This is a genomic window from Salinicoccus sediminis (genome assembly GCF_000986795.1).
GTDB classification, from domain to species: domain Bacteria; phylum Bacillota; class Bacilli; order Staphylococcales; family Salinicoccaceae; genus Salinicoccus; species Salinicoccus sediminis.
In genome coordinates this window covers 52,847-79,368 of the sequence record NZ_LAYZ01000004.1, presented here as the reverse complement: position 1 = coordinate 79,368, position 26,522 = coordinate 52,847, and the positions used below count along the sequence as shown (strand labels likewise).

Here is a 26,522-nt window from a genome sequence, read left to right as displayed (position 1 = left end):
CACAGCTGATGTGCACAGGCGGTATTTTTCAGTTTTTGGCGTCTTCGCGTTCCTTCGCCATGCTTTCATTGTCCATGCCCTCTTCATCAAGGACTTTGCGGACGTTCGTCATTTCGTATTTCGCTTCATGCTTACCGGACTGGATATCAAGGGCATAGTGGCATGCCACCGTGTGTCTGCCTTCATAGATTTCATCCTTGGCTTCCAGTACAGGGATTTCTTCACGGCATTTGTCCGTGGCGAACGGGCACCTTGTATGGAATCTGCAGCCCGACGGCGGATCGATCGGTGACGGTACATCCCCGCGCAGGAAGATGCGTTCTGATTTCTTTTTCGGATTCGGTACCGGTATCGCCGACAGCAGCGCTTTCGTATACGGGTGCTGGGGGTTTTCAAAAATGCTTTTCGTTTCACCCATCTCAACGATCTTACCGAGGTACATGACGATGATCCTGTCGGAAATATGGCGGACGACACCGAGGTCGTGCGCGATGAACAGGAAAGTCAGATCCATTTCGCGCTGCAGCCTTTTCAGAAGGTTCAGCACCTGCGCCTGGATGGATACGTCCAGTGCACTGACCGCCTCGTCACAGATGATGAGCTTTGGGTTTACGGACAGTGCCCTTGCGATACCGATCCTCTGGCGCTGGCCGCCTGAGAACTCGTGGGGGAAGCGGTCGATCTGGTGCCTTTGGAGACCGACCGTCTCCATCAGTTCAATGATCTTGTCGTTGCGTTCTTTTTTGGGTACGACGTTCTGGATCTCCATCGCCTCATTCAGCGTCTGTCTCACCGTTTTACGCGGGTTGAGGGATGCGTAAGGGTCCTGGAAGATGATCTGCATATCCGACCTCATTTTGCGCATCTCGGCTTTGCTCAGCCCGAGAACATCCTGACCGTCAAATTCGACGGTCCCCTCTGTCGGCTCGTCCAGCCGCAGGATGGCGCGGCCGGTGGTTGATTTGCCGCAGCCCGACTCCCCGACGACCGATACGGTCTCTCCTTTGTTGATGGTGAATGTAATATCATCCACAGCTTTGACATGGTTGACGGTACGGCCGAGGAAGCCGCCTTTGATCGGGAAGTATTGTTTAAGGTTTTCCACCTTAAGAAGTTGTTTCGTTGTCATAGACTTTTACCCCCTTCTCTCCGTCCCACTGTTCAGTATAGATCCAGCACCTTACGTCATTACCGTCTTCCTGGGTCTCCAGTTCAGGCAGTTCGCTGCATATGGCCGATGCATGCGGGCAGCGCGGTGCAAAGCGGCAGCCGGAAGGCATTTCGTCCGGCGCCGGCACATTCCCTTTGATCGGCACGAGTTCATCCTGGTCGATATCATGACGGGGCAGTGAACTGAGCAGCCCGACGGTATATGGATGTCTCGGATTTTCGAATAAAGTTTCAACGTCCGCGAATTCAACGACTTTACCGCAGTACATGACCGCAACGTAGTCGCATGTCTCGGCAACGACCCCGAGGTCGTGTGTGATCATGACCACACTCATGCCGATTTCTTCCTGCAGGTTTTTGATGAGTTCAAGGATCTGCGCCTGTATGGTGACATCGAGTGCCGTGGTCGGCTCATCGGCAATGAGCAGTTCAGGTTTGCAGGCGAGTGCCATGGCAATCATGACACGCTGCCTCATGCCGCCCGAGAGTTCGTATGGATACTGGTCCACGCGTTTTTCCGGGGAAGGGATGCCGACAAGCTCCAGCATTTCAATGGAGCGTTTCGTCCCTTCCTTCTTGCCGAGCCCCTGGTGGATCTTATATGCCTCCCTGAGCTGCTGGCCGATGGTATACACAGGGTTCAGTGAAGTCATCGGCTCCTGGAATATCATGGAAATTTCATTCCCTCTGATATTCCTCATCCTTGAGGTTTTGGCTGTCGTGAGCTCTTCATCCTTGAAGCGGATGCTTCCGCCGACGATCTTGCCCGGATCATCAATGAGCTGAAGGACCGACAGTGCGGAGATGCTTTTCCCCGATCCGGACTCCCCGACAATGCCGAGTGTCTTGCCTTTTGGCACCTGGAAAGTTACACCATCGACCGCTTTGATTTCATTACCTTCCACGAAGAAGGAAGTCCTGAGATCTTTTATATCGAGTATATTTTCTGACACGTATGTCACTCCCAACTTAGTTTAAATCTACACGCTTGTTGAGGAACCTGTAGGAAATGTCCACGACCAGGTTCACTATTACGAAACTGACAGAGATGACGAGGATTGCACCCTGCACGACAGGGAAGTCCCTCTGCAGTATTGAGTCGATGATCAGACGGCCGAGGCCGTTGATTGCGAATACACTTTCGGTCAGTATGGAACCGCCGAGGAAATAGCCGAACTGGAGCCCGATTACTGTGACAACCGGAATCAGGGCATTTTTGAGTGCATGACGGAAAATGACGATGCGTTCCTTGACCCCTTTGGCGCGGGCGGTCCTTATATAGTCCTGCGACAGGACATCCAGCATGCTGCTCCGTGTCATACGCGCAATGATCGCGGCGCCTGCCGTCCCCAGCGCAATTACCGGAAGCGCGATCTGATTCGGGTCCCCCCAGCCTGTCGGTGCAAACCAGCGCAGTTCGATGGCGAACCACTGGATGAGCATGAGGCCAAGCCAGAAGTTCGGCATGGAAAGGCCGAACAGAGCAACGACCATCAGTGCCACATCAGAGAAGGAGTACTGGCGGGCTGCAGAAACGATGCCGACCAGAAGTCCGAATACGACTGCGAAAATAGTGCCGTAGATGGCAAGTTCCATCGTGATGAAGAATCTTGGCCTGATGTGGTCGAACACCGGAATGTTGTCACGGATGGACACCCCGAAATCGAGCTGCAGGGCATTGGACAGGAAATTGAAATATTGTATATGAAGCGGATCGTTCAGGCCGAGCCGCGCTTCGATCGCTCTGACCGTCGCTTCCGGTGCACTCTCGCCGGCCATGATCACTGCCGGGTTACCCGGAGTGAGGTGCATCAGACTGAATACGAGTACCGTCACTCCGAGAAGTACCGGAATGAGTTGTAAAAGCCTTCGGATTATAAAAGTAGTCATGTAATGCCTCCTATTTTTTCATTTTCGGATCGAGAGCGTCTCTCAAACCGTCTCCGAATAAGTTGAATGCGAGTACGATAATAACGATCATCATACCAGGGAAGAATGTGATATGGCTTGCCTGGTACATATAGTTTCTACCGTCGTTGAGCATGGCACCCCATTCAGGAGTTGGAGGCTGTACGCCAAGACCAAGGAATGAAAGTCCGGCAGCAGACAATATTGCCGTAGCGATGAAGAGTGTTGTATTCACGATGATCGGTGACATGATGTTCGGGAGGATATGCTGGAAGATGATCTTCCCGTTTTTCGCACCGAGTGCACGAATGGCATCCACATATTCGAGTTTCTTCGTAGTCAGTGTAGAACCGCGTACAATTCTGGCAAACTGGGGAACGGCCCCGATTGCGATGGCGATTGTCACGTTGATGGTGCTTCCGCCGAGCACACTCACGATTGCAAGAGCGAGCAGGATGCCCGGGAATGCGAGCAGGATGTCCATGAGCCTCATGATGACCGTATCCACCCAGCCGCCGAAATAGCCGGAAATGATGCCCAGAGGGACACCCACGAGACCGGCGAGGAAAGTGGCTGCAAAGCCGACACCCAATGTTATGTACATACCGTGGAGTATACGTATGAATATGTCACGGCCGAGATGATCCGTGCCGAACCAGTACTCGGCTGACGGCCCCTGAAGTTTGGCTGTCAGGTTCGTCGCGTTTGAACTGACGCCGGTTATACCATAATTCGCATCTATCGCGCCGAATATCGAAACGAAAAAGAAGAATAATAACACGTAGAAACCTACGAGGGCAGACTTATTCTTTTTAAGGCGCTTATAGAAATCTTTCATGCTTTTCACCCTGGGATTGACCGGTTTGGTCTCCAGGACGCTTTCTTTGGAAACGACTGCCATTTGTTGACCCCCTAATAATTCTGATTGAATTTAAGAAAAATTCTAAAATGTCCTTTAGTAATAATAACGTTACGGGGGCAAGATAGCAATACAGTTTCAGTAAATTCTGAATGGGACAACATTACTAATTATGCAAAAATTTAAGTTTAGTGTAATAAGTTTTAGTTATTCCGAGTCATAAGGTATAGTAAAGTTAAATATTAAACTATTTACATGGTAGAAACAGGGCCGGATGAGGGTTCTGTAAATAATTTTTAACATTTCTGAATATTTGGTATTGCGGGAAAACTCAAGCTGATATAATATGGCATTATCCATACAGGATTTAATTGAAAAATTCCGGGGATGGAATCAAATGGATACATAGTTCAGGAGGGGGAAAATCATGAAGCATTTCTGGAAGATATTGTTGATGGGCGTTTTCGTAATGGCGCTTGCCGCATGTACGGATGACAGCGAAGTTGAACCTGAAGGCGGGGAGGGCGGTGAGGCTGCATCCGGCGGGGATATGACGCTTGCGTTCCCGAGCGATGCTGTGTCGATGGATCCGCACGGCAGCAATGACGTGCCGTCGGAACAGGTCCGTGATACCATTTATGAACCGCTGGTGACACAGGATGAAAACCTTGAAATCGTACCGGCGCTCGCGAGTGAATGGGAGCATAAGGATGATACGACATGGGAGTTTACACTGCAGGAAGGTGTCAAGTTCCATGACGGCTCCGCCTTCAACGCGGAAGCGGTGAAGGCGAACATCGACCGCCTGCTGGACCCTGCGATGGCGTCACCCCGTGCATTCCTGCTTGAAATGGTTACTGAAGTGAATGTGATCGATGAGCATACGGTTGAGATCGTTACGGAATATCCGTTCGCGCCTCTGCCGGGCCACCTGTCCCACGGGGCGGGCAAGATGATCAGCAAGGACCTCATCGATGAGGACTATCAGAATGCGATTGATGAAGCCGGTCTCGATATGACGGTGGAGGGATATTACGAGCTCCGTGCCGACGGGGGATCGGAACACGAAGAAGCGGCTGATGCAATGGGGCAGTACATGGGTACAGTCGTCGAGCAGAACCCGGTGGGAACCGGCTATATGAAGTTCGAAAGCAGGACACCAGGCGAGAGCACAAGCCTTGTTGCCAATGAAGACTACTGGGGCGGGGCGCCGAATATTGATTCGGCAACGTTCAAAGTGGTATCCGAAACCGGTTCAAGACTCGCCGAACTTGAAACCGGCTCATCCGACTTCATCGCTCAGGTTGAGTCCAGCAATATCCAGAGGGTCGAAGAGAATGAAAACGTGACGCTGGAGCGTACGGATTCAGTCTCCATCGACTACATCGGATTCAATACCCAAAAAGAACCTTTTGATGATAAACGTGTCAGACAGGCGATCACCCATGCATTCGACAAGGAAGCAGTGCTTTCAGGCGTCTACAATGATTCAGGTACACCGGCTGCCGCACCTCTCGCCCCGGGAGTGCTGGGTTATGATGAAAACCTGGAAGGTCCTGAATACGATATGGACAAAGCCAGGGAACTGCTTGCAGAAGCAGGCTATGAGGACGGTTTCGATGTGAACCTGATGGTGAACGATGACAACCCTGAGCGGATCGATATGGCTGTCTGGCTGCAGGAATCACTCGCAGAACTGGGCATCAACGTCACGATCGAACAGGTTGAGTGGGGCGCATACCTTGAAATGACAGGCAGCGGAGAGCATGACATGTTCATCCTCGGCTGGTCGAATTCCACAGGTGATCCGGACAATGGCATCTCACCGTTGTTCCATTCCGATATGGTGGGCGCCCCGGGTAACCGTTCATTCTTTGAAAATGATGAGCTCGATGCCCTCCTCGATGAAGGAAAACGCGAATCTGACCAGGACGCAAGGGAGGAAATCTACAAAGATGCACAGGAACTTCTTGTAGAGGAAGCGCCGGCCATCTTCGTCAGACACTCTGAAAACCTGAATGCCTATCAGAATTCTGTGGAAGGGCTCGGCATCGACAGCTACAACATCTTTGATCTCAGGGACGTGTCAGTGGAATAATTTCAATTTATTTGAGAAAAATATGAAAGTTTGGAAAGAGGCTGTATCCCTTGTGCCAGAAGGCATCGGGGAATAGTCTCTTTTTTGTTATGGTTTGCATAATTGTAAAAAGTTTGAAAATTCGTCTTGAAGCGTTTTCCCGCTTCAGGTATTATGAGGGTAATTAAATACATATTATTTAATTAAAAATTATTAGGAGGAAAGAAAATGAAAAATTTAAAACTGCTTCTTATGCTGAGCATGGTTTTAATTTTGTCATTTGCTCTTGCAGCCTGTACGGACGACAGCGAAGTCGAACCTGAAGGCGATTCAGCCGAATCCGGTGAGGGTAGCGGAGAAGAAGCGGCTGGCGGAGGAGAAGGTGGAGAAGGCGGAGACCTTGTCATTTCCGAGACAAGCGACATCGTCAGCCTGGATCCACACGGAAACAATGACGTACCGTCAAGTAACGTACGTTCCAACATATACGATACGCTGACAGTACTTGATGAGAATATGGAAGTTCAGCCGGGTCTTGCGACTGAATGGGAAGAGGTTGACGATACTACATGGAGGTTCACTCTCAAGGAAGGCGTCACTTTCCATGACGGAAGTGATTTCACCGCTTCTGATGTTGTAGCCAACTTCAACCGTATTCAGGACCCTGCAATGGCGTCACCGCGTATGTTCCTGTATGAAATGATCACGAATGTGGAGGCAGTGGACGATTATACTGTCGAAATTACGACGGAATATCCTTTCGGACCGCTGCTTGCACATCTGGCGCATGACGCCGGCGGTATGCTGAGCGAAGAAGTCATCGATGCAGACTACGAGCAGGCGCTTGCCGAGGAGGACATGACCGTAGAGGAATACTATGAACTCCGCAGCGAAGGCGGCGAAGAACACGAAGAAGTTGCGAATGCAATCTCTGATAATATGGGACAGCATGTGTCTGAAAATCCTTCAGGTACGGGACCGTTCAAACTCCAGTCACGTTCAGCGGGTGAGAATGTGGTCCTTGAAAGAAATGACGAGTATCATGAAGATCCGGTTGCGCTTAACACCGTAACTTTCAAAGTAATACCTGAGACGGCAGCGCGTATCGCAGAAATCGAAACAGGTGCAAGCCATATTGCGGGGCAGGTCGGTTCGAGCAATATGGAGCGCGTGGAATCCAATCCGGATACAACGCTCGATAACACTGAATCACTGTCTCTCTCATATATCGGGTTCAATGTTGAGAAAGAGCCGCTGGATGATGAAAAAGTGCGCCAGGCCATCTCTCATGCAATTGACCGCCAGGCCATCATCGATGGTGTGTATGAAGGTGTAGGTACCCCTGCAAAAGGACCGCTCGCGCCTGATGTGTTCGGTTATGATGAAGATGTAGAGGGTATTGAATATGACCTTGACCGTGCAAAAGAACTCATGGCAGAAGCCGGTTATGAAGACGGCTTCTCAATCGATCTCTGGACAAACGATGAGCAGCAGCGTATAGATACTGCGGTATACCTCCAGGAGGCACTCAAAGAAATCAACATCGATGTGAATGTTGAACAGCTTGAGTGGGGTGCGTACCTTGAAAGGACTGCACAGGGAGACCATGATATGTTCATCCTCGGCTGGTCCACTGTAACAGGTGACGCTGACTACGGCATGTATCCGCTGTTCCATTCAGAAATGGTCGGGGATCCGGGTAACCGTTCATTCCTCAAGAATGAAGAGCTCGATGCACTGCTTGAAGAGGGACGCATGTCCACAGATCCTGATGAAAGACTCGAAATATACAGAGAAGCACAGGAAATGCTCGTGGACATTGCTCCGATGGCGTATATCCACCATCAGAACTACCTGACAGGCGTGCATAACTCAGTTCAGAACTTTGAAGTCGACGCACTGGGTATCTATCAGCTGGATGAAGTGACTATGAGTGAATGATGAATCGAAGGCTTTCCGCTTAATGCGGGAAGCTTTTTTTCTTGGCTGAAGTTTCTCTTGTATCCAATGAAGTGCTATAATGTTAGGGAAGATGCGTGAAGGGTGATTGGATGAAAAAATTGGCAGGCGCAGCATTGGTGCTGACACTCGCACTTGCAGGATGCGGCGGGGAGGAGAGCCAGGCTGAGAAGGATCTGGATAAGATCAATAATCAGATCGGGGACCTCGAAAATAAGATCAAGAATCTCAAGAGCGAGAACGATCAGCTGGAAAAGAACATACAGATAAAGGAAGAAGAGCTTGAGAAGCTGCAGGAAACGGAACGCAGCGGTGAAACAGACGGCAGTGACACTTCCGAAGAAGGTTCTCAGGAAGAAGAAGACCCGGAATCCTAAACGATTACAATGTTGCCTGAGAGGGAATGCAGTATATAGGAAACCATGAGAGTGAGGAGATTTTAATGCACGAGAACAAATTCAATATCGTGGAAGGCAGGGTCATGTCACTTGATGAGCTGCGGCATGAGATCGGAGAGATTACCGGCATGCAGGTGAAGCGGTTTGAAGGCATGGAGTCCAGGGTGGTTGCCCAGAAGCCGAGCCCTGATCAGGAGTTTGAAACATTCAATATCAGATTCGATTTTGAAGAATCATACGATTTCGTGGATGTAGTGTTTACTACGGACAGGAAAAGCCGCATCGAGGATTACGACTTCAAAAAAGACAGGGTCAAAGTGCAGCTGATGTCCTACAAAAGGATGGACGCGCCAAAAGAGAACGAAAGCAGCAAGGTGGAAGAGTAGGAGAATAATTTCTTCTTTCTCTTTCATTTTTATTTGAAGCGGGCTTGGAATCAATAATATACAGTAGAGAGTGGCTGAGATCGTCATGAAATATATCAAGACAAAAAGGCTGATAATGAGAGACTGGAAGCAGAGTGATATCCCGGAATTCGTCAGGATGAACATGGACCGGGATGTCAGAAGATACTTTCCGAATGTCCTGTCAGCCGGAGTTTCGGAGAAACTGGCCGTGGAAATACAAAAGGACATCGAGGACAGGGGCTTCGGGCTGTTTGCTGTGGAACGCCGCGATACCGGCGAGTTCATAGGCTTTACCGGCATGCAGGTGCTGGAGGAGGACGGACCGTTCCGCCTGGAAATGCTGCCGGGCATCGAAATCGGCTGGAGGTTCTCGAAGAAGCACTGGAACCAGGGTTTTGCCACAGAAGCTGCCCGCGGCGTCCTGAAGTTTGCCGAACGGCATACCGACATAAAGGAAATATATGCGCTTGCAGCAGAGCGCAATCTGCCATCCATAAATATCATGAAGAAGATTGGCATGGAAAAGATGGATGAATTCGATCATCCGCTGATCGTTGATGGCCATTCTTTGAAAAAACATGTCATCTATCATATAGAATTGGAAAAACGCCGACGATTCCCATTGTAATCATCGGCGTTTTATATCGTCATAAGTCCTGACTTCCACAGGCGTAAAACCTTTGAATTTCCGGAGCAGCTCGCTGCCGCTTTGCCCTGTGAAAAGCTGGTCCATGTATTTTTCGTGGAGGAATCCTTCATCGATCAGTTTTCCGAACAACCGCAGTAGCTCATCATAGAAGCCGCCTGCATTCAGCAGGCCGATGGGCTTTTCATGAAGGCCGATCTGCCCCCAGGTAAATACCTCAAAAAACTCTTCGAGTGTGCCGGCGCCGCCGGGAAGCGAAATGACTGCATCCCCGAGCTCCTCCATCAGTTCTTTACGCTTATGCATCGTCTGTACTATTTCCATGTGCTGGACCTTTTGGTGCGCCATCTCCCGGTTCACGAGAAACCGGGGGATGACACCGGTCACTTGTCCCCCGTTATCAAGGGCACCGTCGGCGACAGCACCCATGAGACCGACGGCACCGCCGCCGTATACAACGCCGATGCCGCTTTTCGCAAGGTGGGCCCCGAGTTCGTAGGCGGATTTGATGTAGATGGGATCATTCCCCGTGCGTGCGCCGCAGAATACTGTGATGTTCTTAATCTCCATTCAGCAAACTCCTGTCATTATTAAAGGTGCCGTCTACTCAGGAATGGTGTTTATCCAGATGCCTGTCTATTTTCCTGTCGAGCTTCTGCTGATGTTTCGATCTGGACATTGCACCCGCGACACCCGTTTTACGGCCGTGTTCAGTCACCTTCTGCTCCTGCATCGCACGGTGCCTGTTGAACAGGGAGTTTTCAGGTTCACTCTGCGGTGCCTCATTATACGAAGTGCCGCGCGGATCAAGAGCCTGCTTATGCTTCCTGTGGAGCGCGCCGCTCTCATAGCTTTCCTCCGGATGACCTTTTACTTTTTCTTCGATATATGGATTGATACTGTCCGTCATGCTGCCCATTCCTTTTTCTGTGATATTTTCTTCATTATAATTCTCTTCTGAATACTCCCTGCTGTCAAGACCAAGGCGTTCCTCATCACGTTCACTGAGACTGGAACGGCTGTCCGGATGATCTTCCTGATAGGATTTGGCTATGCCGTAGTTGTCGGGAAGCGATTTTTTCTCTGCATAGATCCGAGGGTCGGGTGAGGAGGCTTCCATATGTCCGCTGTCCACCGTCATCAGGTCTGATTTTTCATCATTGTCCGGCTGGCTGTGGGACTGCATGATTTTCGGCACTTTGACCTCCGCGCTGTCAGACAGCCGTTTCCTGCGGTGCTTCTCTTTTTTCTTTTCGAACTGTCTGAGAAGGGAATCCTCTTCCTGTACACTTTTTTGGTAGGATTTCATCTCTTTTTTGTAGGCCGTCATGCGGCGTCTGTCGGAGATTGCACCGCCAACTGTGGAAACTGCAGATTTCCCTGTATTGTATGTGCTCGTGCCCGCACTTTTGACAGCCCGGGCAGCCGTCGTCCCCCTGTTTTTGGCGGTGTGGTATACATCAGCAGATGCGGATCCGAGCTTCTGCATATCCGGATGCTCTTTTATACGGTTCCGTTCATTGAAAAGGGGAACAAGTATGACAGGTAACAGTGTTACAGCCATTCTCACTTTATCATTCATCACTTCTACCTCCAGCATTACTTATATCATGATTATAATATACCCATGCAAATGTTGCATTAAACTGTGTGCCTCACTATCATTCCCTGTTTAAATTTCCTGTGATTAAGGTATTAGGAATAATAAATGAGGAGGAATGCATGGTGAAAACGATAACTGGAAATATGACGCTGGGTGAAACCGTAACCGAAGTCCCGAGGGCAGGGAATATACTGAGGGAAATGCATATAGATTTTGTCAACGGCGGAGACCGGAAGCTTTCCGATGCCGCTTTCGAACAGGGTGTCCCGCTGGAGAACATCCTATACGAGATAAACGCACTGGATACAGAGAACGCGGACGGCATCGACATAAAATATATGGATGAGCTGAGCATCATCAAATATATACAGAGGCGGTACCACGAAGACCTGAAGGACGAACTGCCTGTGCTTGCCCCCTATGTGGAAAAGGTGGCGGATGAGAACGAAGCACTTTCAGAAGTGGGGGAAATATTCAAAAGCCTGAGAAAATCGATGGCGGAACACAGTGAGGAGGAGGACGTCAATGTATTCCCGCTGCTCGAATCCTATATCGACGATCCGTCGGATAGTAAGCGTGAGGCGCTCAAACCACGCGTGGAGAAAATCAGGAATGATCACAGGGACATCACCGACTTCTTCCACAGGCTGCGTGAAATCACGAATGACTTCACTCCCTACGCCGGAGCGAACGGGGTTCTGCGACTGGTCTATGACAGGCTGGAGAGGCTCGAGAGGGACACGCTCGATCACATACATCTCGAGAACAATATACTGTTCCAGAGGGTGAAATCAAAAGTTCAGGGATGACGGATAAGGCCGGACCCGGGGAGGCCCGGGTCTTTTTCATGACTTCACCACCTAATGGTATGCCCGGCCCCGTTCACCCAAAAAGATGGGCGTAAATAAACACGGCCTCCCGCAGGATGCCGTGTTGTGAATCTATTTTTCCTGATCCTGCGTTTTCGGCAGGATGACGGTGATGGTTGTACCTTCCCCTTCGGTGCTCTCGATTTCGATGCGCCCCCTGTGTGATTCGATGAGGTGCTTTACGATTGCGAGTCCGAGGCCGGTGCCGCCTGAATGGCGGGAGCGTGCTTTATCCACTCTGTAGAAGCGCTCGAAAATACGGTCGAGGCTCTCCTCGGGGATGCCGATGCCGTTGTCGGCGACGATCATCCTGACTTCGTAGAGGTTCTCCCGGAGACTCACGCGGACAGTGCCGCCTTCCGGTGTATAGTTGATGCCGTTGGCGATAAGGTTCAGTATGATCTGTCGCAGCCGGTCGCGGTCCGCTTCGAGCATGACCGGCCGGTCTCCCCCGGGCAGCACGAGCTGTGTCTGTTTCTGTTCTGCCGATCCTTCGAGGGTGACCGCTGTTTCATGGATGAGTTCTGCAATATCCACCCGGTCGATGTTGAGCGGGATTTCCTTCCTCTCGATTTTGGAGAGGTTGAGAAGGTCTCTGATAAGGCGGTCGAGCCGCTGGCTTTCATCATGGATGATCTTCAGGAACTGTCTTTTTGTCGCGTCATCTTTGACCTCGCCGGAAAGGAGCGTTTCGGAAAATCCTTTGACGCTTGTCACCGGTGTTTTGAGCTCGTGCGATACGTTGGCCACGAAATCACTGCGCATTTTTTCAAGACGCCGTATATCCGTTATATCGTGCAGTACGATGATGACGCCCTTTTTCTGCCAGCCCTGACCGTAATACGGGGCGAGGTGTGCATCCATGATGCGTTCCTCCGGATAGTACGAATGGACTTCGTCATGCACTTTCCTGTTGTCTTCGAACACCCGGCGGATCAGTTCGCCGAGGCCGATGCCCTCTCCGACTTTGTCAAACCGCTGTCCGACGATATTTTCGGAATGCTGTGAGAAGAATCTTTCCATCGCTGAGTTGACCAGTTCGACCCTGCCGTTCTGGTTGACGAGCATGACGCCGCTGACCATGTTGGACATGATGCTGGTGAGCTGCTGTTCGTTTTCCTGGATTTCCGTCATCTGGCGCTGCAGACTGGAGGCGAGCGTGTTCACAGCTGTCGAGAGTTCTCCGATTTCACCGCTGACTTTCGTGTTCACGCGGCTGCTGTAGTCTTTTTCACTGAGACGTCTGGTGACGTCCATGACCCGTCCGATCGGTTTCGTAATGCCCCGTGCGATGAGGATGCCGGCTATGGTCGTCAGCACAAGCATTATGCCGAGAACGAGGGTGAGCGACAGCCAGAGCCTGTTCATGGCCTGGTCGATGATCTGCAGGGAGAGGGAAGTGCGGATTGCCCCGACTGTTTCCCCATCCCTTACTACAGGCGTCGCAATATACATCATGCTCAAATCCTGAGTTTCACTGTAGCGGATGGTCTCCCCGTATTCATCGCCGGATTCAAGCACGGCTTCGAATTCCGGGCGGTTCCGGTGGTTGTCCATTGTGGCGGGATCATTCTCCGAATCCGCAATCACTTCACCCCGGTCGTCAATGACGGTGAACCGCATTTCGATAGGGGCGTCAAAATTGCTCACCCACTCCTGCAGCCGCTCCCCGTCTTCGATTGCCTCTGTAGCGATGATGATCTGTGACACCATCTCCGCGTTTTCAATCAGATGTTCCCTCGTGGTTTCCGTATAGGCATTCTGCATGATTGATGCCAGAAGGAACCAGAGCACCAGGGTGAGGGCGAGTATGAGCCCGAAGAACGCCAGGGAGATTTTCAGCCAGAGGCTTTTCATTCCGCCGGTCCTTCGAGTTTATAGCCGAAGCCCCGTATTGTGCGGATGTATTCGGGGCGTTTCGAGTCCTCTTCGATCTTTTCCCTGAGGTGGCTGATATGCACATCCACGATGCGCGTATCCCCGTCATAATGGAAGTCCCAGACACCGTTAAGAAGCTGGTCGCGGCTCAGGACCCTTCCTTTGTGATTCGCCAGGTAGAGCAGGAGTTCGAATTCCTTCGGTGTGAGGACGAGCAGCTCCCCTTTATGATAGACATCATACTTATCCAGGTGTATTTCCAGGTCGCCGATGGTAATCACTTCCTCCTCCGCTTTTTCGGCAAGCGCCTCCACCTGGCTCCTTCTCAGGATCGCTTTGACGCGGGCGACGACTTCGCGCGGACTGAAGGGTTTTGTCATGTAGTCGTCGGCGCCGAGTTCGAGGCCGAGGATCTTATCGAACTCCTCATCTTTTGCCGTCAGCATGAGGATGGGGGTGTTCATCTTCTCCTGTCTCAGGGTTTTGCAGACGTCCATGCCGTCCATACCGGGAAGCATCAGATCGAGAACGATGAGATCCGGCTTTTCATCAAGTGCAAGATCAAGGCCTGTGTCGCCGTCCTCTGCAGTCAGCACCGAATAGCCGGACTGCTCCAAATTGAACTTCAAAAGCGTTACGATTGATGGCTCATCATCAACTACCAGTATCTTTCGCATGCCAGTGGCTCCTTTCATTTTGAGGGAATCATTTTATTATGTACTTCACCTGTTTCAGTTTATCATAGCTTAACGGAAGTATACGAAATCTTTACAGTACTGTAACATACTCTTAAAAGCGTGCGGGCAGGAGCCTCGGCAGGTGACGGATATTAAACTTTTTGATTCCATTTATAATGGTCTATAATGAAGATTGAAAGCATCAATAAATTTACACAAAATGAGTGTGATGAAGTGAAACAGTATTCAAGGCAGATTCTATACAGAAATATAGGCAGTGAAGGGCAGAAGCGGGTTATGGAGGCGACGGTGCTGATCATCGGTGCCGGGGCGCTTGGTTCGGTATCGTCGGAAATGCTGGTGCGTGCCGGGGTGAAGAAGATCATCCTCGTAGACAGGGACTATGTCGAGGCATCGAACCTGCAGCGGCAGACGCTGTTCTCCCGCCGCCACGCCCGGGAAAAGACGCCGAAAGCGGTGGGGGCGAAGGAGCGGCTCCTCGAGGTCCGGCCGGACCTCGAGCTCGATGTCCATATCGGCCATTGTGACGGCCCGCTTCTCGAATCCCTTGCAGCAGGGGCGGACATCATCCTGGACGGAACGGATAACTTCGATACCCGTCTCCTCATCAATGATGTGGCCTGGAAACTCGGCCTCCCGTGGGTGTATGCGGCGTGTGTCGAGGCCTCATACAGCAGCTGCGGCTTCGTGCCGGGAGTAACGCCCTGCTACCGCTGCCTGGTGCCGGTCCTGCCGTCTTCTACCCTGACATGCGATACAGCGGGCATCATTGCTCCGGCGGTCCAGATGGCGGTATCGGAACAGGTGACGACGGCGCTCAAAATACTGACCGGGCAGTACCATGCGCCGCATTACATGCGGATAGGGGACATATGGGAAAGTGAACACAGCCGGTTTTGCATCGACCGGATGAAAGAGGAAGCGTGCCCGACATGCGGCGGGCATCCTTCGTATCCTGCGCTCAGCGAACCGTCCGGCCAGACGATGAAACTGTGCGGCCGTGATACGGTCCAGGTGATGGATGCGCGCATCACCAAAGCGTCAGTGGATGAAGCGGTGGATAAAATGGGCATTAAAGTCAACCGGACGCCGTATTTCAGTGAGTTCTACTATGATGATGCACGGCTGGTCTGCTTCAACAACGGACGGATACTGATCCATGATACCGACGGTATCGACCGGGCGCGGACGCTGGTCGACCAGCTGTTTGGCTAGACATACAAGGGGGGAATGATTATGAGCATCATAGACAGGGTGGAGGGCACCATCAAGGCGGCCGTCATCACCATCAGCGATACGCGGACGAAGGAGACGGACAAAGGCGGCAGGAAAGTGCTTGAATATTTGCGGGAAATGAACGTGGAAGTGGCTGCGGAGGATTATATCGTCGTTACGGATGATATGGAGGAAATCAGCCGTACGGTGGAGGGTCTTGCCGCCGGGGGCATCGACGCCATCATTACGACGGGAGGCACCGGCATTGCGGCCCGTGATGTGACGATAGAGGCGGTGCGGCCTCTATTCGACAAGGAGATTGAAGGATTTGGTGAAATATTCCGCATGCTCAGTTTCACTGAAGACATCGGTTCAAGGAGTATATTATCAAGGGCGGTGGCCGGCGCCATCGGAAGCACTGTGGTTTTCACACTGCCCGGTTCGACCGGGGCGGTGAAGCTCGCCATGGAGCGTCTCGTCGCCCCCGAGCTGAACCATTGTGTGCATGAGCTGCATAAATGATTCAGTTCCGTCGGTAATCCCCCGACTTCCCGCCGGTTTTCTCCATCAGTTGTGTGTCCCTGATGATCATGCCCTTATCCAGGGCCTTGCACATATCGTAGATGGTGAGTGCGGCAGCCGAAGCAGCTGTCAGTGCTTCCATTTCGACGCCGGTTCGGCCTGTGGTCTTCACGGTTGCCGTAATGTGCAGCAGATATGAACCGCCGGTCTCCCATGTGAATGAAACATCGATGCCCGACAGGGGCAGCGGATGGCACATCGGGATGATCTGGGCAGTGTTTTTCGCAGCCATGACCGCAGACACCTGTGCGACCGCAAGTACATCCCCCTTTTTGACAGTGCCTTCTGTAATCCCCTGGTAAATTTCCGGAGTGACTTCGAGTATGCTTTTAGCGACGGCGGTCCGCACGGTTATATCCTTATCCGAGACATCGACCATGCGGGCCCTGCCTTCCTGATTGAAATGACTGAATTCTGACATTTAAAACACCCTTTCCATTATAATGAGTATAACAAAATAACTGTGATGAAAGTAGGAATAGAATGACGATCAACCGTATACCAATCAGCGTCCGGGAAGCCCTGGGCCGTGTAATTGACAATGTCGGGCGGCTGCCGCATGAGAAGGTCCCCTATACTGAGAGCTACGGGCGCATACTGGCGGCTGACCTTACAGCGACAGACGATGTGCCGCTGTTTACCAAGTCTGCGATGGACGGGTTCGCCATCCGTTCGGAAGACAGTACAGGGGCATCGGGCGAGCGCCGGATCGCCTTCAAAGTGGTGGAGGAAATCCCGGCCGGCGCGAGCAGCGACTACGTACTCGCACCGAATGAGGCGTTCAGGATCATGACCGGTGCGGAAGTGCCGAAAAGTGCGGATGCGGTCGTCATGTTCGAACAGGCGAAAGAGACAGCGGATGGTTTTACTGTCAGGAAAGCGTTCCGTCCGGATGAAAACATCGCGCTGCAGGGTGAGGAGTGCAAAACCGGCGATGTAATCGTGCCGGAGGGGACATTCGTCAATCCGGGGACCGTCGCCACACTCGCCACTTTCGGCTACAGCAGTGTGGAAGTATACCGCCGGCCGGTGGTCGGCATCATGTCGACGGGCAGTGAACTGCTTGATGTCGATGCACCGCCTGAGCGCGGGAAGATCCGCAATTCGAACGGGCCGATGATCCAGAGCCAGCTGAAGCGCATGAATATCGACGGCAGGCTGTATAAACTTGAGGCGGATGATCTGGATACGCTGACGGCGCGCGTCCGGGAGATGCTTTCGGAAGTCGATGCGGTCATTACGACCGGCGGCGTGTCCGTCGGGGATTACGATCATCTGCCCGGCTTGTACAAAAATCTCGGGGCTATCGAGCTGTTCAACAAGGTCGGCATGCGTCCCGGGAGCGTGACGACGGTAAGTGTCCTCGGGGATAAGCCGCTGTTCGGCCTGAGCGGCAACCCTTCGGCCTGCTATTCGGGATTTGAGTTGTTCGTGCGTCCGGCGCTCCTTAAGATGATGGGGCACGATAAGATCTATGCGCCGGTGGTGGAAGGCATCCTTGATGAGGACTTCAGAAAAGCGAACCCGTTCACCCGCTTTATCCGGGCGGAGCTCGAATACCGGGACGGCCGGATCATGGCGCGTCCATCCGGGTTCAATAAATCCAATGCCGTGACCTCGATTGCCAAAAGCAACGGTGTCATCGTGCTGCCGGGCGGTACACGAGGTTTTGAAAAAGGGAATGCCGTCAGGGTGATGATGACCGATATGACGACCGGAACGGACCGTTTTGACATATGAAAATACTGCAGATTACAGGATACAAAGATTCCGGGAAGACGGCCGTGGTCAACCGCATGGTTGAAAGCCTCAAAGCAGAGGGGCGTACAGTCGCGGTCATCAAACACCACCATGATGACGATGTGGTTATGGAAGGCAGGACCGACAGTGAATCTTTCACCCGCTCGGGCGCCGACTACAGCATACTGAACACCCCCGGGATGTCGATGCATGTGAAAAGGGAGGCACCCGATCTGAAGCAGCAGCTTGCACACCTTGAGAATCAAGGGGTCGACTGCGTACTGATCGAAGGCTACAAAACGCTTGGCTGTCCCAAGATCTTTCTGAGCCATTCATTTCGGCACGGTCATACAAATGTTGATAATATCGGCCTTCAGAATGTGTTAAAGACCTTTGATATAAGGTATGATGTAGAGAGAATAATGGATTGGTTCAAGGAATGGAGTTCTGACATATGAAACAATATGAAATTACAGAAGAGCCGCTGGATATCAGTAAATATCATTCATATACAATCAACGCGAGCCAGGGGGCGGTCTGCATGTTCACAGGCCATGTCCGGGAGTGGACCAAAGGTACGCGCACCGTCCATCTGGATTATGAAGCCTACAAGCCGATGGCGGAGAAGAAACTTGCAGAGATCGGTGAGGAGATCGGTGAAAGATGGCCGGGGGTGATCACGACGATCGCCCACCGCACAGGCAAGCTTGAAATATCCGACATCGCGGTGGTGATCGTCACGAGCGCTCCGCACCGCGCGGACAGCTACCGTGCCAATGAATATGCCATCGAGCGCATCAAGGAAACTGTACCGATATGGAAAAAGGAAATATGGGAAGACGGCGAAGAATGGATCGGGGATTCGCGCCGGTATCATTCCAGTCTGGAGGAGGATAAGTGATGAATGTACTGCTTTTTGCCGGCCTGAAGGAAAAGATCGGAAACAGCCGCATCACATTGCCTGTTGAGGAAACGATTACGGCAGGGAACCTGAGAAAACTCATGTATGAAGAATTTCCGCAGATAACAGGAGATGTGTTCCAGATTGCCTGCAATGAATCATTTGTCAAAGATGCCCATATTATTTCACCGGCTGACGAAGTGGCACTGATCCCGCCTGTGAGCGGCGGATGATGAAAACCGTCGGAGTGATCCTGGCGGGAGGGAACTCCACCAGATTCGGTGAAGATAAGGCACTTTATGAACTTCGGGGGAAACCGATGTATGAACATATTGCGGAGGCGATGAAGGAATCGGGCACAGTCAAGGAGATCATGGTGAGCACCAACAGGAGGCTCGCCGGCTCATTCAGCTACGAAACAGTGACGGACTTGCCCGGGTTCCTGGATAAAGGCCCGCTCGGCGGAATCTATGCTGCCGCAAAACACCGCCCCGGCTGCAGGCTCATGGTAGTCTCGTGCGATACGCCCTATGTGCCGGCCGGATGGCTTCTGAAACTGCACGGGGTGGCACAGGCTTATGAGGAGACGCTCATACTTACTGAGGAAGCAGGGCAGATCCATCCTCTGATCGGCATCTATCAGGGGACGGATCTCGCCGGAGCACTGAGAACACAGCTTGAAACGGACAGACTGAGCATGCGTGCATTTTTTGAAAACAGGCAAACGGCAACACTCGACGCAACAGCGCACGGAGTGCATGGGGACGCACTGGTAAATATAAATCGGAGGATGGACATCCTCTAGGGAGGGGAAGCTATGGTCGAATCAATTACAGATAAATTCGGCAGACCGATCAGGGATCTGCGCATATCGGTCACTGACCGGTGCAATTTCAGGTGCAGGTACTGCATGCCGAAAGAGATTTTCGGTGATGATTTTGAGTTCATGAAAAGAGAGGAGCTCCTGTCATTCGAAGAACTGGAACGTATCGCCCGTATATATGCGGAACTCGGTGTGAAAAAACTGAGGATCACAGGCGGTGAGCCGCTTCTCAGAAAAGACCTCCATGAACTGATTGCAAAACTTGCCGGCATCCCGGGAATCGAAGATATCGGCATGACGACCAACGGCATGCTGTTGAAAAAGCACGGACAGAAACTGTATGACGCAGGGCTGAGGCGCCTGAACATCAGCCTGGATGCAATGGATGACCAGCTGTTCGGTGAGATCAACGACCGGGGCATCGGGACATCACGCATCATAGAACAGATAGAATATGCGATATCCATCGGCTTTAAGATAAAGATCAACATGGTCGTGCAAAAGGGGCTGAACGAACATGAAATACTGCCGATGGCACGCTTCTTCAAAACGCTGCCGGTAACGCTCCGTTTCATAGAATTCATGGATGTCGGAAATGACAACGGCTGGAACTTCGATAAAGTAGTGACAAAAAAAGAGATACTTGAAACACTGCAGGGCGAATTCGACCTGGAACCGCTTGAGCCGGCGTATTTCGGCGAGGTGGCGAAAGTTTACCGACACAGGGATGCAGAGTCCCGCCTGGGCTTCATCACAAGTGTTTCAGAGAGCTTCTGTTCAACCTGCACACGGGCACGGCTGTCATCCGACGGCAAATTCTATGGCTGCCTGTTTGCAACTGACGGTTTCGATATACGGACGCTGCTCAGGGAAGGGATATCCGATCGTCGGCTCAAAGAAACGCTGACAGGTGTATGGAACAAAAGGGATGACCGCTATTCCGATCTGCGGACGGAGATCACCGCAGAACGCCGCAGACAACGCAAAAAAATCAATATGAGTTATATCGGGGGATAAACGTGGAGGCAACTTCACGTTTTTTGTAACTGGAAAGGAATGTTATGAAAATCAATATACCCGTAAGACAACTGGCACTGTATGTGCTGATATGCCTCGGCGCCGTCAGTGCGTTCATATTATTCGGGCATAATATTTCAGAGGTGCTGTCGGATATCGTGATCGGGGGCAATGCTCCCCGGACAGCCGATGTCGTGTGGATGGCCGTCTTCTTTGTGCTGTCTGCCCTCCTTACGTTTCTGTACAGGATTGTGAGCAGACGGACGGCGAATGCGCGTATTGAAAGGCTCGGGCAGAAGGTGCTCGGGAAAATTGACGACAGTACCATGAAATATTCAGAATCCATGATGAATGCCGTCTTTGTGCACCTTGAAAAATACCGTCCGTTCGAGAAGGTGTTCATCCCGACGATCACCCAGACCATGGTGCGGCTTTGTGCCATCATCATCGCCATGTTCTTCATCCACAGGGCCGCGGCTTTCATCATGCTCTTCACCGCACCCTTTGTGCCGCTGTACTATGTGCTGGTCGGGCTCAGGACTGCGGACGAATCAAAAGACCGTGCCACCCAGTTCGATGCGCTCGGGACTTTATTCCTCAACCTGATCCGCGGGAAGAACACGGTGAGGAATACGCAGTCGGGACAGACCGTGGCGGACCGCCTAAAGGCGTTCAATGAACGGTATGTCAAAGACACGATGGCCATTTTGAAGTATGCCTTCCAGTCCACCCTGATGCTCGAGTTCATCACGATACTTGGCATCGGGCTGATTGCACTTGAGGTGGGTCTCGAGATCATCATCTTCGAAAGCATCACTTTCTACGCAGCGTTCTTTACGCTGCTGCTCGCCCCGGAGTTTTATAATGCGCTGAAAGTGCTCGGCATAGAATTCCACAACGGCAAGCTCGCGCAGGGGCATCTGGAAGTGATCGCGGAATGGCTCGAAAAGGAGAGCCCGGAAACGGATTACCGACTGATCGGGACGGGTGATGATGCTGTGGAACTGAAGAACATCAGCATCGGACACGGTGACACCAATTTCCTTGCCCAGACGGACATGAGAGTGCCCTCCACCGGGTTCACGGCGATTACGGGTCCCTCGGGCATAGGCAAGACGACACTGCTCAGGACCATTCTGGGACTGCACCGTCCGGCAGAAGGTGAAGTGTGCGTCGGGAGTGATGATATCGGCTATATATCCGACCAGGTGTATTTTTCGGATACCACCATATATGATTATGTGTCAGAAGGTAATTACGAAGAGGCGGAGGTTTCGGCCATACTTGATGAACTCGGCATGGCAAAAAGCATCAATAACCTCGATGAGGGCATCCATACGCGGATTGTGAACCACAGCATCCCGCTGTCCGGCGGTGAAATCGTCCGGCTTAAAATGGCGCGGGTGCTGATCCGGCGGCCGGGAATCATCCTGATGGATGAACCCACCGAGTTCCTGGACGCCAAAACCGAACAGCTCGTCATGGAACACCTCGAAAAACTCAAACAGGACGCTGCAGTCATTGCCGTCGTCCACCGCAGGCAGCTGCTGAAGATAGCCGACCGGCATTACACCTTGAGCGGCGGGCGTATCGTGCCGCAGGAAGGAGGATACTGATGGGATATCTTACAGGTGAAAGGAAACAGATTTTCTACAGCATCCTGCTCGGTCTCGCCGGCGGACTCGTCGGTGTGGCGCTGTTCGGCCTCAGCGGCTATATGATCAGTCTGAGTTTCTTCGAGCCGCCGTTTTTCGTCATCATACTGATCATTGCGGTCATCAAGCTGTTCGGCATGATGAAAGGGGCCTTCAGGTATATCGAAAGGCTTCTGTCACACGAAGCGACATTCCAGATGATCGGCAGGCTCCGCCTGAACTATTTCAGGAAGTCCCTTGCACTCGATGAAGACACGCACAGCGCCAGGTTCATCCAGCGGCTGAACCAGCACTTCGACCGCGTGGAAGACTACTACATCAGGATCATCTATCCGTATATCACAGCAGCGCTGCTCACGCTCATCCTCATCATGCTCGCCTTCTATATCAATATTGAGAGCGTGCTCCTGATGACGGCAGCATCGATCCTGCTCCTTTTCGCGGTTCCGAAGCTTTTTGAAAGGCTGAACTATAAGGAAGCCAAACAGAGGGAGGAGACGGACAGCACATTCTATATGAAGCTCTATCACTATATCCATGACTATACCGACCTGTTCGTGACAAAAAAGGCAAAAAGCCATAAAACGAAGCTGGACGGCTATCTGTCCCGGATCAGGCATAGTGAAGACCGTCAGGACCTATTTGACAGCCTGATGGTCCTTGCTGCGAATATCATCCAAATTGCCGTACTGACCCTGATCATCTTCATCATGTACCGGGAAACACCAATGCTCGTTCCTATGGTCATGCTGCTCGCACTGAGCTACTTCGACCAGGTGGTCCCTGTCATGCAGCCGGCAAGCAGCTATCGTACAGTGAAAGATGCAGTCGGGGAACTGGATGCCCAAGGTACCACCCCGGATCCTGCAACGGAGGCATCGGAAGGCATCGGAAGGATATATATAAAAGATCTCCGTTATAAATACCGGGGCACGGCCGCTGATGTGTTGAAGGATGTCACTGCCGTTTTTGACGCAGGGCGGAAACACGCAGTCATCGGCAGCAGCGGATCGGGCAAGACGACGCTCCTTAACAGCATCATAGAGGGTGGCGGCAGTGTCCATATTTACAAAGGGGGCGGCGAAAAGGCAGGCACAATCCGGCGGGATGCATCGATCATGCCCCAGCACCTCGATTTCTACAATGCCACTGTAGAAGACAACATCACGATGTTCGGCCATATGGAAGCCTCCCCCGGAACCATACGGCATCATCTCGAAACGCTGGAGATGGCATATTATGCACCGGAGACGATGATCACCCATACAGGCATGCTCTCGGGCGGCGAGGAGAAGCGGCTTCATTTCATCCGCATGATGGTGGAAAACCAGAAATGGTGGATCATGGATGAACCGACCGCGCGCCTCGACGACAGGCTGAAACAGAAGATCTGGGACCGTATAATGACGCAGGATACCGTCATCGTCAGTACCCATGACCTCAGCAGACTGGATGAATTCGACCAGATCCATTATATGGAAGAGGGCCGCATCATCGAATCCGGGGACTACAGCAGTCTGATGGTCCGCGGGGGTGCCGTATATGAGGCTGTCATGCGGTATGCCGATAAATTATAGTAAACGGAAGCCTTAAATGCTAAACTTGGAGTAAATCAGAATGATTTCGGAAAGAGTGATTTAATGAATAGAATCGCAATTGTTACAGATTCTGCCGCGGGTCTGTCAAAGGAATATATCGACCGGCATGATATCAGGGTGCTGCCGATGTCAGTGATCATTGACGGAAAAGCCTACAGGGAAGGTGCTGATGCAACGACAGGTGAGATCTATGACATGCTGAAAGACAGCGGGGAGGGGGCGAAGACATCGCAGCCCCTGTTCGGTGAGTTCATGGAAGTATATGAATCACTCGATAAGGATGAGGCGTACGACTCCATCGTGGCGATCCATGCTTCAAGCGAACTTACCGGCACATACCAGAGTTCGCTCAGCGCTTCGGCCGAGGTCCAAAAGACATTGCACGTTATAGATTCACGCATCGGAAGCTATCCGCTCGGAAAAATGATAGATACCGTAGTCGAAGCGCGCAGTTCCGGCGAATCTCTGCCTGGTGTGGTACAGAGAGTGAAGGATATGGCGCAACAGGCACAACTGTATCTGCTCCCACAGAGTTTCGGCCAGCTGAGGAAGAGCGGGCGTGTATCCGCCTCACAGTCCATGCTGGCGTCGCTCCTTAATATCCATCTGAAACTGATGTTTGAAGACGGCAAAGTCATCGTCGGTGAAAAGGTCCGTACGAAAAAGAAACTCATCAACGCCGTGATGAACAGTCTGGAAGAGCATGTGAAAGAAGATGCAGTGCGTACGCTCGCCATTGTCCATGCGGGCAATGAATCGCTGATCCATGACTGGAAAGAGCGCATCGAATCCCGTCTTGAAAACCTGGAACTCATCGTAGAACCGCTTGTCCCGGTTGCTGGTGTGCATACCGGACATGGTACAGTCGGGTTTGGATTCATAAAAGGATACTGACTCAAAGATCCGGTGGCGGCCGGATCTTTTTCATCCATGAAATATTTATGAATGTTATGTATATAGGTGGTAAAAGTGCATGAAATTATGATAGAATACCCTTAATTATTATGGCAAAAGTGGAGGTGACTACAATTGGGAAGGCGAATTTGAAAGCTGATATGCAGAATCAAGTGTTGATGCGCAATATTGACAGCAGGACAGAAGTCAGAGTAGAAAGCGCTTTTATGGAAAATTGTAGTCAAAATTACCGGAGGTGAATCCCTTTATATAAAGGGAACTAATTGGACATATCCACTTTAATAAATTTAGTATTATTTACATTGCTCATACTGCTTACAATGCTCTTTGTAGGCTCTGAATTTTCATTGGTAAAGTCAAGGAAGTCACGCATAGACCACCTTGTGGAGGAAGGGAGCAGGCCGGCAAAGCGTGTGCAGGGGATGACCGCAAAGCTGGACTATTACCTGTCCGCCTGCCAGCTCGGGATCACAGTGACAGCCCTTGGACTCGGGTGGATCGGTGAATCGACATTCGAAGTCATTCTGCATCCCCTGTTTTCGTTCTTCGGCCTGCCGCAGGAACTCAATACAGTGTTCACTGTAGCGGCTGCATTTTTCATCGTGACGTTCATACACGTCGTCGTCGGTGAACTTGCGCCAAAGACCGTCGCCATACAGTACGCAGAAAAGATGGCCATGGCATTTTCAGGACCGCTGTATTTCTTTGGTGTCATCATGAAGCCGCTCATCTGGTCCATGAACGGTACATCCAGACTGCTGCTCAGGATCATCGGCTTCAAAGACGTGCCGACAGAACAGGCCCACTCAGAAGATGAGCTCAAGATCATCATGACCCAGAGCTATCAGAGCGGGGAAATCAACCAGACGGAACTCGCATACATGCAGAACATCTTCTCATTCGACGAAAGACTGGCCAAAGACATCATGGTGCCGAGAACACAGATGATCACCCTGACAGATCCGGTGAACATCGATGACGTCCTTGAAACCGTCAAGGAGCATAACTTCACAAGGTATCCCGTCACCGATTCAACCGGCGACAAAGACCAGATCCTCGGCTTCATCAATGTAAGGGAGTTCCTTACCAACCACGTATCCGATGAAGACGTCACACCGGAAGAATACATGCACGAGCTGCCGCTCATCACAGAAGTGTCACGCATCAGCGATGCACTCGTCAAAATGCAGAGAGAGCGCGTCCATATCGCACTCATCATAGATGAATACGGCGGCACGGCAGGCATGATAACGATGGAGGACATCCTTGAGGAGATCGTCGGCGAAATCCGGGATGAGTTCGATGAAGACGAAGAACCCGAACTGGTCAAAGTCGAAGATAACATCTACCACATCAACGGCCGCGTGCTGCTCGATGACCTGGAAGAGAAATTCGACATCACATTCGACAAGAGCGAAGACATCGATACAATCGGCGGCTGGATACAGAGCATCAACACAGACATCGAAGTCGATGACTATGTAAACACAGAAAACGACAAGTGGATCGTGCTTGATATGGAAAACCACCTCATCAAGCAGGTCGCATTGCTGAAAGATCATAACCGTCAGGATTCGGATAACACGGATGATGACGAGGAATAA

At 51.5% G+C, this 26,522-nt stretch carries 27 protein-coding genes; 18 read left to right on the top strand and 9 right to left on the bottom strand.

What is annotated here, in order from left to right; translation table 11 throughout:
- Window positions 1–28 precede the first annotated feature (28 nt).
- From WN59_RS07365 to WN59_RS07350, 4 genes are read right to left on the bottom strand one after another with little or no spacing between them, the layout of a single operon-like run.
- Window positions 29–1,129: an ABC transporter ATP-binding protein gene (locus WN59_RS07365; protein ID WP_046515125.1), complete on the bottom strand. Its 1,101-nt coding sequence runs from the start codon at window positions 1,127–1,129 to the stop codon at window positions 29–31.
- Window positions 1,107–2,123, bottom strand: a complete 1,017-nt coding sequence (locus tag WN59_RS07360) for an ABC transporter ATP-binding protein (RefSeq protein WP_046515122.1) — start codon at window positions 2,121–2,123, stop codon at window positions 1,107–1,109. The genes WN59_RS07365 and WN59_RS07360 overlap by 23 nt, the downstream gene beginning before the upstream one ends.
- Before the next feature lie 16 nt (window positions 2,124–2,139).
- Entirely contained in the window at window positions 2,140–3,060 is a 921-nt protein-coding gene (locus WN59_RS07355) for an ABC transporter permease (RefSeq protein WP_046515118.1), read from the bottom strand.
- A 10-nt stretch (window positions 3,061–3,070) separates the two neighbouring features.
- Window positions 3,071–3,979 (bottom strand): ABC transporter permease, encoded by a 909-nt coding sequence (locus WN59_RS07350; RefSeq protein ID WP_046515114.1) that lies wholly within the window; start codon window positions 3,977–3,979, stop codon window positions 3,071–3,073.
- A 385-nt stretch (window positions 3,980–4,364) separates the two neighbouring features.
- On the opposite strand from WN59_RS07350, the gene WN59_RS07345 reads away from it, so the two are divergent.
- The 5 genes from WN59_RS07345 (at window position 4,365) to WN59_RS07325 (ending at window position 9,406) form a co-directional block, all read left to right on the top strand.
- A complete protein-coding gene (locus WN59_RS07345) occupies window positions 4,365–6,035 on the top strand; it encodes a glutathione ABC transporter substrate-binding protein (protein ID WP_046515110.1) in 1,671 nt (556 codons plus the stop codon).
- Window positions 6,036–6,242: 207 nt separating this feature from the next.
- Entirely contained in the window at window positions 6,243–7,955 is a 1,713-nt protein-coding gene (locus tag WN59_RS07340) for a glutathione ABC transporter substrate-binding protein (RefSeq protein ID WP_046515106.1), read from the top strand.
- A gap of 110 nt (window positions 7,956–8,065) precedes the next feature.
- The gene (locus WN59_RS07335; protein ID WP_046515103.1) at window positions 8,066–8,350 is read left to right on the top strand and encodes a hypothetical protein; all 285 of its coding nucleotides are present in this window, start codon (window positions 8,066–8,068) and stop codon (window positions 8,348–8,350) included.
- Between the two features lie 65 nt (window positions 8,351–8,415).
- On the top strand, window positions 8,416–8,757 hold the full coding sequence (locus tag WN59_RS07330; protein WP_046515100.1) for a hypothetical protein: 342 nt from the start codon (window positions 8,416–8,418) through the stop codon (window positions 8,755–8,757).
- A gap of 85 nt (window positions 8,758–8,842) precedes the next feature.
- On the top strand, window positions 8,843–9,406 hold the full coding sequence (locus WN59_RS07325; protein ID WP_046515094.1) for a GNAT family N-acetyltransferase: 564 nt from the start codon (window positions 8,843–8,845) through the stop codon (window positions 9,404–9,406).
- On the opposite strand, the gene WN59_RS07320 is transcribed toward WN59_RS07325, so the two are convergent.
- Both WN59_RS07320 and WN59_RS07315 read right to left on the bottom strand, forming a co-directional pair.
- Window positions 9,407–9,994, bottom strand: coding sequence for an LOG family protein (locus WN59_RS07320; RefSeq protein WP_052747338.1), 588 nt, complete (start codon window positions 9,992–9,994; stop codon window positions 9,407–9,409).
- 37 nt (window positions 9,995–10,031) lie between these two features.
- Window positions 10,032–11,006 carry a hypothetical protein gene (locus WN59_RS07315; RefSeq protein ID WP_046515090.1) on the bottom strand — a complete coding sequence of 325 codons (975 nt, stop codon included), beginning with the start codon at window positions 11,004–11,006 and terminating at the stop codon, window positions 10,032–10,034.
- 143 nt (window positions 11,007–11,149) lie between these two features.
- Here WN59_RS07315 and WN59_RS07310 point away from each other — a divergent pair, with 143 nt between their 5' ends.
- The gene (locus WN59_RS07310; protein WP_046515382.1) at window positions 11,150–11,836 is read left to right on the top strand and encodes a DUF542 domain-containing protein; all 687 of its coding nucleotides are present in this window, start codon (window positions 11,150–11,152) and stop codon (window positions 11,834–11,836) included.
- Window positions 11,837–11,968: 132 nt separating this feature from the next.
- Here the strand turns inward: WN59_RS07310 and pnpS are convergent, their stop codons facing one another.
- A complete protein-coding gene (gene pnpS / locus WN59_RS07305) occupies window positions 11,969–13,753 on the bottom strand; it encodes a two-component system histidine kinase PnpS (protein ID WP_046515087.1) in 1,785 nt (594 codons plus the stop codon).
- Window positions 13,750–14,451, bottom strand: coding sequence for a response regulator transcription factor (locus WN59_RS07300; protein WP_046515083.1), 702 nt, complete (start codon window positions 14,449–14,451; stop codon window positions 13,750–13,752). The genes pnpS and WN59_RS07300 overlap by 4 nt, the downstream gene beginning before the upstream one ends.
- Window positions 14,452–14,685: 234 nt before the next feature.
- Between WN59_RS07300 and WN59_RS07295 the strand changes: the two genes are divergently transcribed.
- Window positions 14,686–15,687 carry a ThiF family adenylyltransferase gene (locus tag WN59_RS07295; protein ID WP_052747343.1) on the top strand — a complete coding sequence of 334 codons (1,002 nt, stop codon included), beginning with the start codon at window positions 14,686–14,688 and terminating at the stop codon, window positions 15,685–15,687.
- Between the two features lie 21 nt (window positions 15,688–15,708).
- A complete protein-coding gene (locus WN59_RS07290) occupies window positions 15,709–16,209 on the top strand; it encodes a MogA/MoaB family molybdenum cofactor biosynthesis protein (RefSeq protein ID WP_156172412.1) in 501 nt (166 codons plus the stop codon).
- A gap of 1 nt (window position 16,210) precedes the next feature.
- On the opposite strand, the gene moaC is transcribed toward WN59_RS07290, so the two are convergent.
- Window positions 16,211–16,690: a cyclic pyranopterin monophosphate synthase MoaC gene (moaC, locus tag WN59_RS07285; protein ID WP_046515073.1), complete on the bottom strand. Its 480-nt coding sequence runs from the start codon at window positions 16,688–16,690 to the stop codon at window positions 16,211–16,213.
- A gap of 62 nt (window positions 16,691–16,752) precedes the next feature.
- On the opposite strand from moaC, the gene WN59_RS07280 reads away from it, so the two are divergent.
- From WN59_RS07280 to WN59_RS07235, 10 genes are all read left to right on the top strand, one after another.
- Window positions 16,753–18,009, top strand: coding sequence for a molybdopterin molybdotransferase MoeA (locus tag WN59_RS07280; protein ID WP_046515070.1), 1,257 nt, complete (start codon window positions 16,753–16,755; stop codon window positions 18,007–18,009).
- Complete coding sequence (gene mobB / locus WN59_RS07275; protein ID WP_046515066.1) at window positions 18,006–18,467, top strand: molybdopterin-guanine dinucleotide biosynthesis protein B; 462 nt, start codon at window positions 18,006–18,008, stop codon at window positions 18,465–18,467. The genes WN59_RS07280 and mobB overlap by 4 nt, the downstream gene beginning before the upstream one ends.
- On the top strand, window positions 18,464–18,910 hold the full coding sequence (locus WN59_RS07270; RefSeq protein WP_046515063.1) for a molybdenum cofactor biosynthesis protein MoaE: 447 nt from the start codon (window positions 18,464–18,466) through the stop codon (window positions 18,908–18,910). The genes mobB and WN59_RS07270 overlap by 4 nt, the downstream gene beginning before the upstream one ends.
- The gene (gene moaD, locus WN59_RS07265) at window positions 18,910–19,143 is read left to right on the top strand and encodes a molybdopterin converting factor subunit 1 (protein ID WP_017547835.1); all 234 of its coding nucleotides are present in this window, start codon (window positions 18,910–18,912) and stop codon (window positions 19,141–19,143) included. The genes WN59_RS07270 and moaD overlap by 1 nt, the downstream gene beginning before the upstream one ends.
- Window positions 19,143–19,715 (top strand): molybdenum cofactor guanylyltransferase, encoded by a 573-nt coding sequence (gene mobA, locus WN59_RS07260; RefSeq protein ID WP_231577168.1) that lies wholly within the window; start codon window positions 19,143–19,145, stop codon window positions 19,713–19,715. The genes moaD and mobA overlap by 1 nt, the downstream gene beginning before the upstream one ends.
- Before the next feature lie 12 nt (window positions 19,716–19,727).
- On the top strand, window positions 19,728–20,750 hold the full coding sequence (gene moaA, locus WN59_RS07255) for a GTP 3',8-cyclase MoaA (RefSeq protein WP_046515055.1): 1,023 nt from the start codon (window positions 19,728–19,730) through the stop codon (window positions 20,748–20,750).
- A 44-nt stretch (window positions 20,751–20,794) separates the two neighbouring features.
- The gene (locus WN59_RS07250) at window positions 20,795–22,366 is read left to right on the top strand and encodes an ATP-binding cassette domain-containing protein (protein WP_046515052.1); all 1,572 of its coding nucleotides are present in this window, start codon (window positions 20,795–20,797) and stop codon (window positions 22,364–22,366) included.
- Window positions 22,366–23,982 carry an ATP-binding cassette domain-containing protein gene (locus WN59_RS07245; protein ID WP_046515049.1) on the top strand — a complete coding sequence of 539 codons (1,617 nt, stop codon included), beginning with the start codon at window positions 22,366–22,368 and terminating at the stop codon, window positions 23,980–23,982. The genes WN59_RS07250 and WN59_RS07245 overlap by 1 nt, the downstream gene beginning before the upstream one ends.
- A 63-nt stretch (window positions 23,983–24,045) precedes the next feature.
- Window positions 24,046–24,897, top strand: a complete 852-nt coding sequence (locus tag WN59_RS07240) for a DegV family protein (protein ID WP_017547840.1) — start codon at window positions 24,046–24,048, stop codon at window positions 24,895–24,897.
- A 284-nt stretch (window positions 24,898–25,181) separates the two neighbouring features.
- Window positions 25,182–26,522: a hemolysin family protein gene (locus WN59_RS07235; protein WP_046515043.1), complete on the top strand. Its 1,341-nt coding sequence runs from the start codon at window positions 25,182–25,184 to the stop codon at window positions 26,520–26,522.

Coding starts and splice junctions, on each gene's coding strand:
- WN59_RS07365 (WP_046515125.1), bottom strand. CDS start 1,129: ATGACAACGAAACAACTTCTTAAGGTGGAAAACCTTAAACAATACTTC.
- WN59_RS07355 (WP_046515118.1), bottom strand. CDS start 3,060: ATGACTACTTTTATAATCCGAAGGCTTTTACAACTCATTCCGGTACTT.
- WN59_RS07350 (WP_046515114.1), bottom strand. CDS start 3,979: ATGGCAGTCGTTTCCAAAGAAAGCGTCCTGGAGACCAAACCGGTCAAT.
- WN59_RS07345 (WP_046515110.1), top strand. CDS start 4,365: ATGAAGCATTTCTGGAAGATATTGTTGATGGGCGTTTTCGTAATGGCG.
- WN59_RS07340 (WP_046515106.1), top strand. CDS start 6,243: ATGAAAAATTTAAAACTGCTTCTTATGCTGAGCATGGTTTTAATTTTG.
- WN59_RS07335 (WP_046515103.1), top strand. CDS start 8,066: ATGAAAAAATTGGCAGGCGCAGCATTGGTGCTGACACTCGCACTTGCA.
- WN59_RS07330 (WP_046515100.1), top strand. CDS start 8,416: ATGCACGAGAACAAATTCAATATCGTGGAAGGCAGGGTCATGTCACTT.
- WN59_RS07325 (WP_046515094.1), top strand. CDS start 8,843: ATGAAATATATCAAGACAAAAAGGCTGATAATGAGAGACTGGAAGCAG.
- WN59_RS07320 (WP_052747338.1), bottom strand. CDS start 9,994: ATGGAGATTAAGAACATCACAGTATTCTGCGGCGCACGCACGGGGAAT.
- WN59_RS07315 (WP_046515090.1), bottom strand. CDS start 11,006: ATGAATGATAAAGTGAGAATGGCTGTAACACTGTTACCTGTCATACTT.
- pnpS (WP_046515087.1), bottom strand. CDS start 13,753: ATGAAAAGCCTCTGGCTGAAAATCTCCCTGGCGTTCTTCGGGCTCATA.
- WN59_RS07300 (WP_046515083.1), bottom strand. CDS start 14,451: ATGCGAAAGATACTGGTAGTTGATGATGAGCCATCAATCGTAACGCTT.
- WN59_RS07290 (WP_156172412.1), top strand. CDS start 15,709: ATGAGCATCATAGACAGGGTGGAGGGCACCATCAAGGCGGCCGTCATC.
- moaC (WP_046515073.1), bottom strand. CDS start 16,690: ATGTCAGAATTCAGTCATTTCAATCAGGAAGGCAGGGCCCGCATGGTC.
- WN59_RS07280 (WP_046515070.1), top strand. CDS start 16,753: ATGACGATCAACCGTATACCAATCAGCGTCCGGGAAGCCCTGGGCCGT.
- mobB (WP_046515066.1), top strand. CDS start 18,006: ATGAAAATACTGCAGATTACAGGATACAAAGATTCCGGGAAGACGGCC.
- WN59_RS07270 (WP_046515063.1), top strand. CDS start 18,464: ATGAAACAATATGAAATTACAGAAGAGCCGCTGGATATCAGTAAATAT.
- moaD (WP_017547835.1), top strand. CDS start 18,910: ATGAATGTACTGCTTTTTGCCGGCCTGAAGGAAAAGATCGGAAACAGC.
- mobA (WP_231577168.1), top strand. CDS start 19,143: ATGAAAACCGTCGGAGTGATCCTGGCGGGAGGGAACTCCACCAGATTC.
- moaA (WP_046515055.1), top strand. CDS start 19,728: ATGGTCGAATCAATTACAGATAAATTCGGCAGACCGATCAGGGATCTG.
- WN59_RS07250 (WP_046515052.1), top strand. CDS start 20,795: ATGAAAATCAATATACCCGTAAGACAACTGGCACTGTATGTGCTGATA.
- WN59_RS07245 (WP_046515049.1), top strand. CDS start 22,366: ATGGGATATCTTACAGGTGAAAGGAAACAGATTTTCTACAGCATCCTG.
- WN59_RS07240 (WP_017547840.1), top strand. CDS start 24,046: ATGAATAGAATCGCAATTGTTACAGATTCTGCCGCGGGTCTGTCAAAG.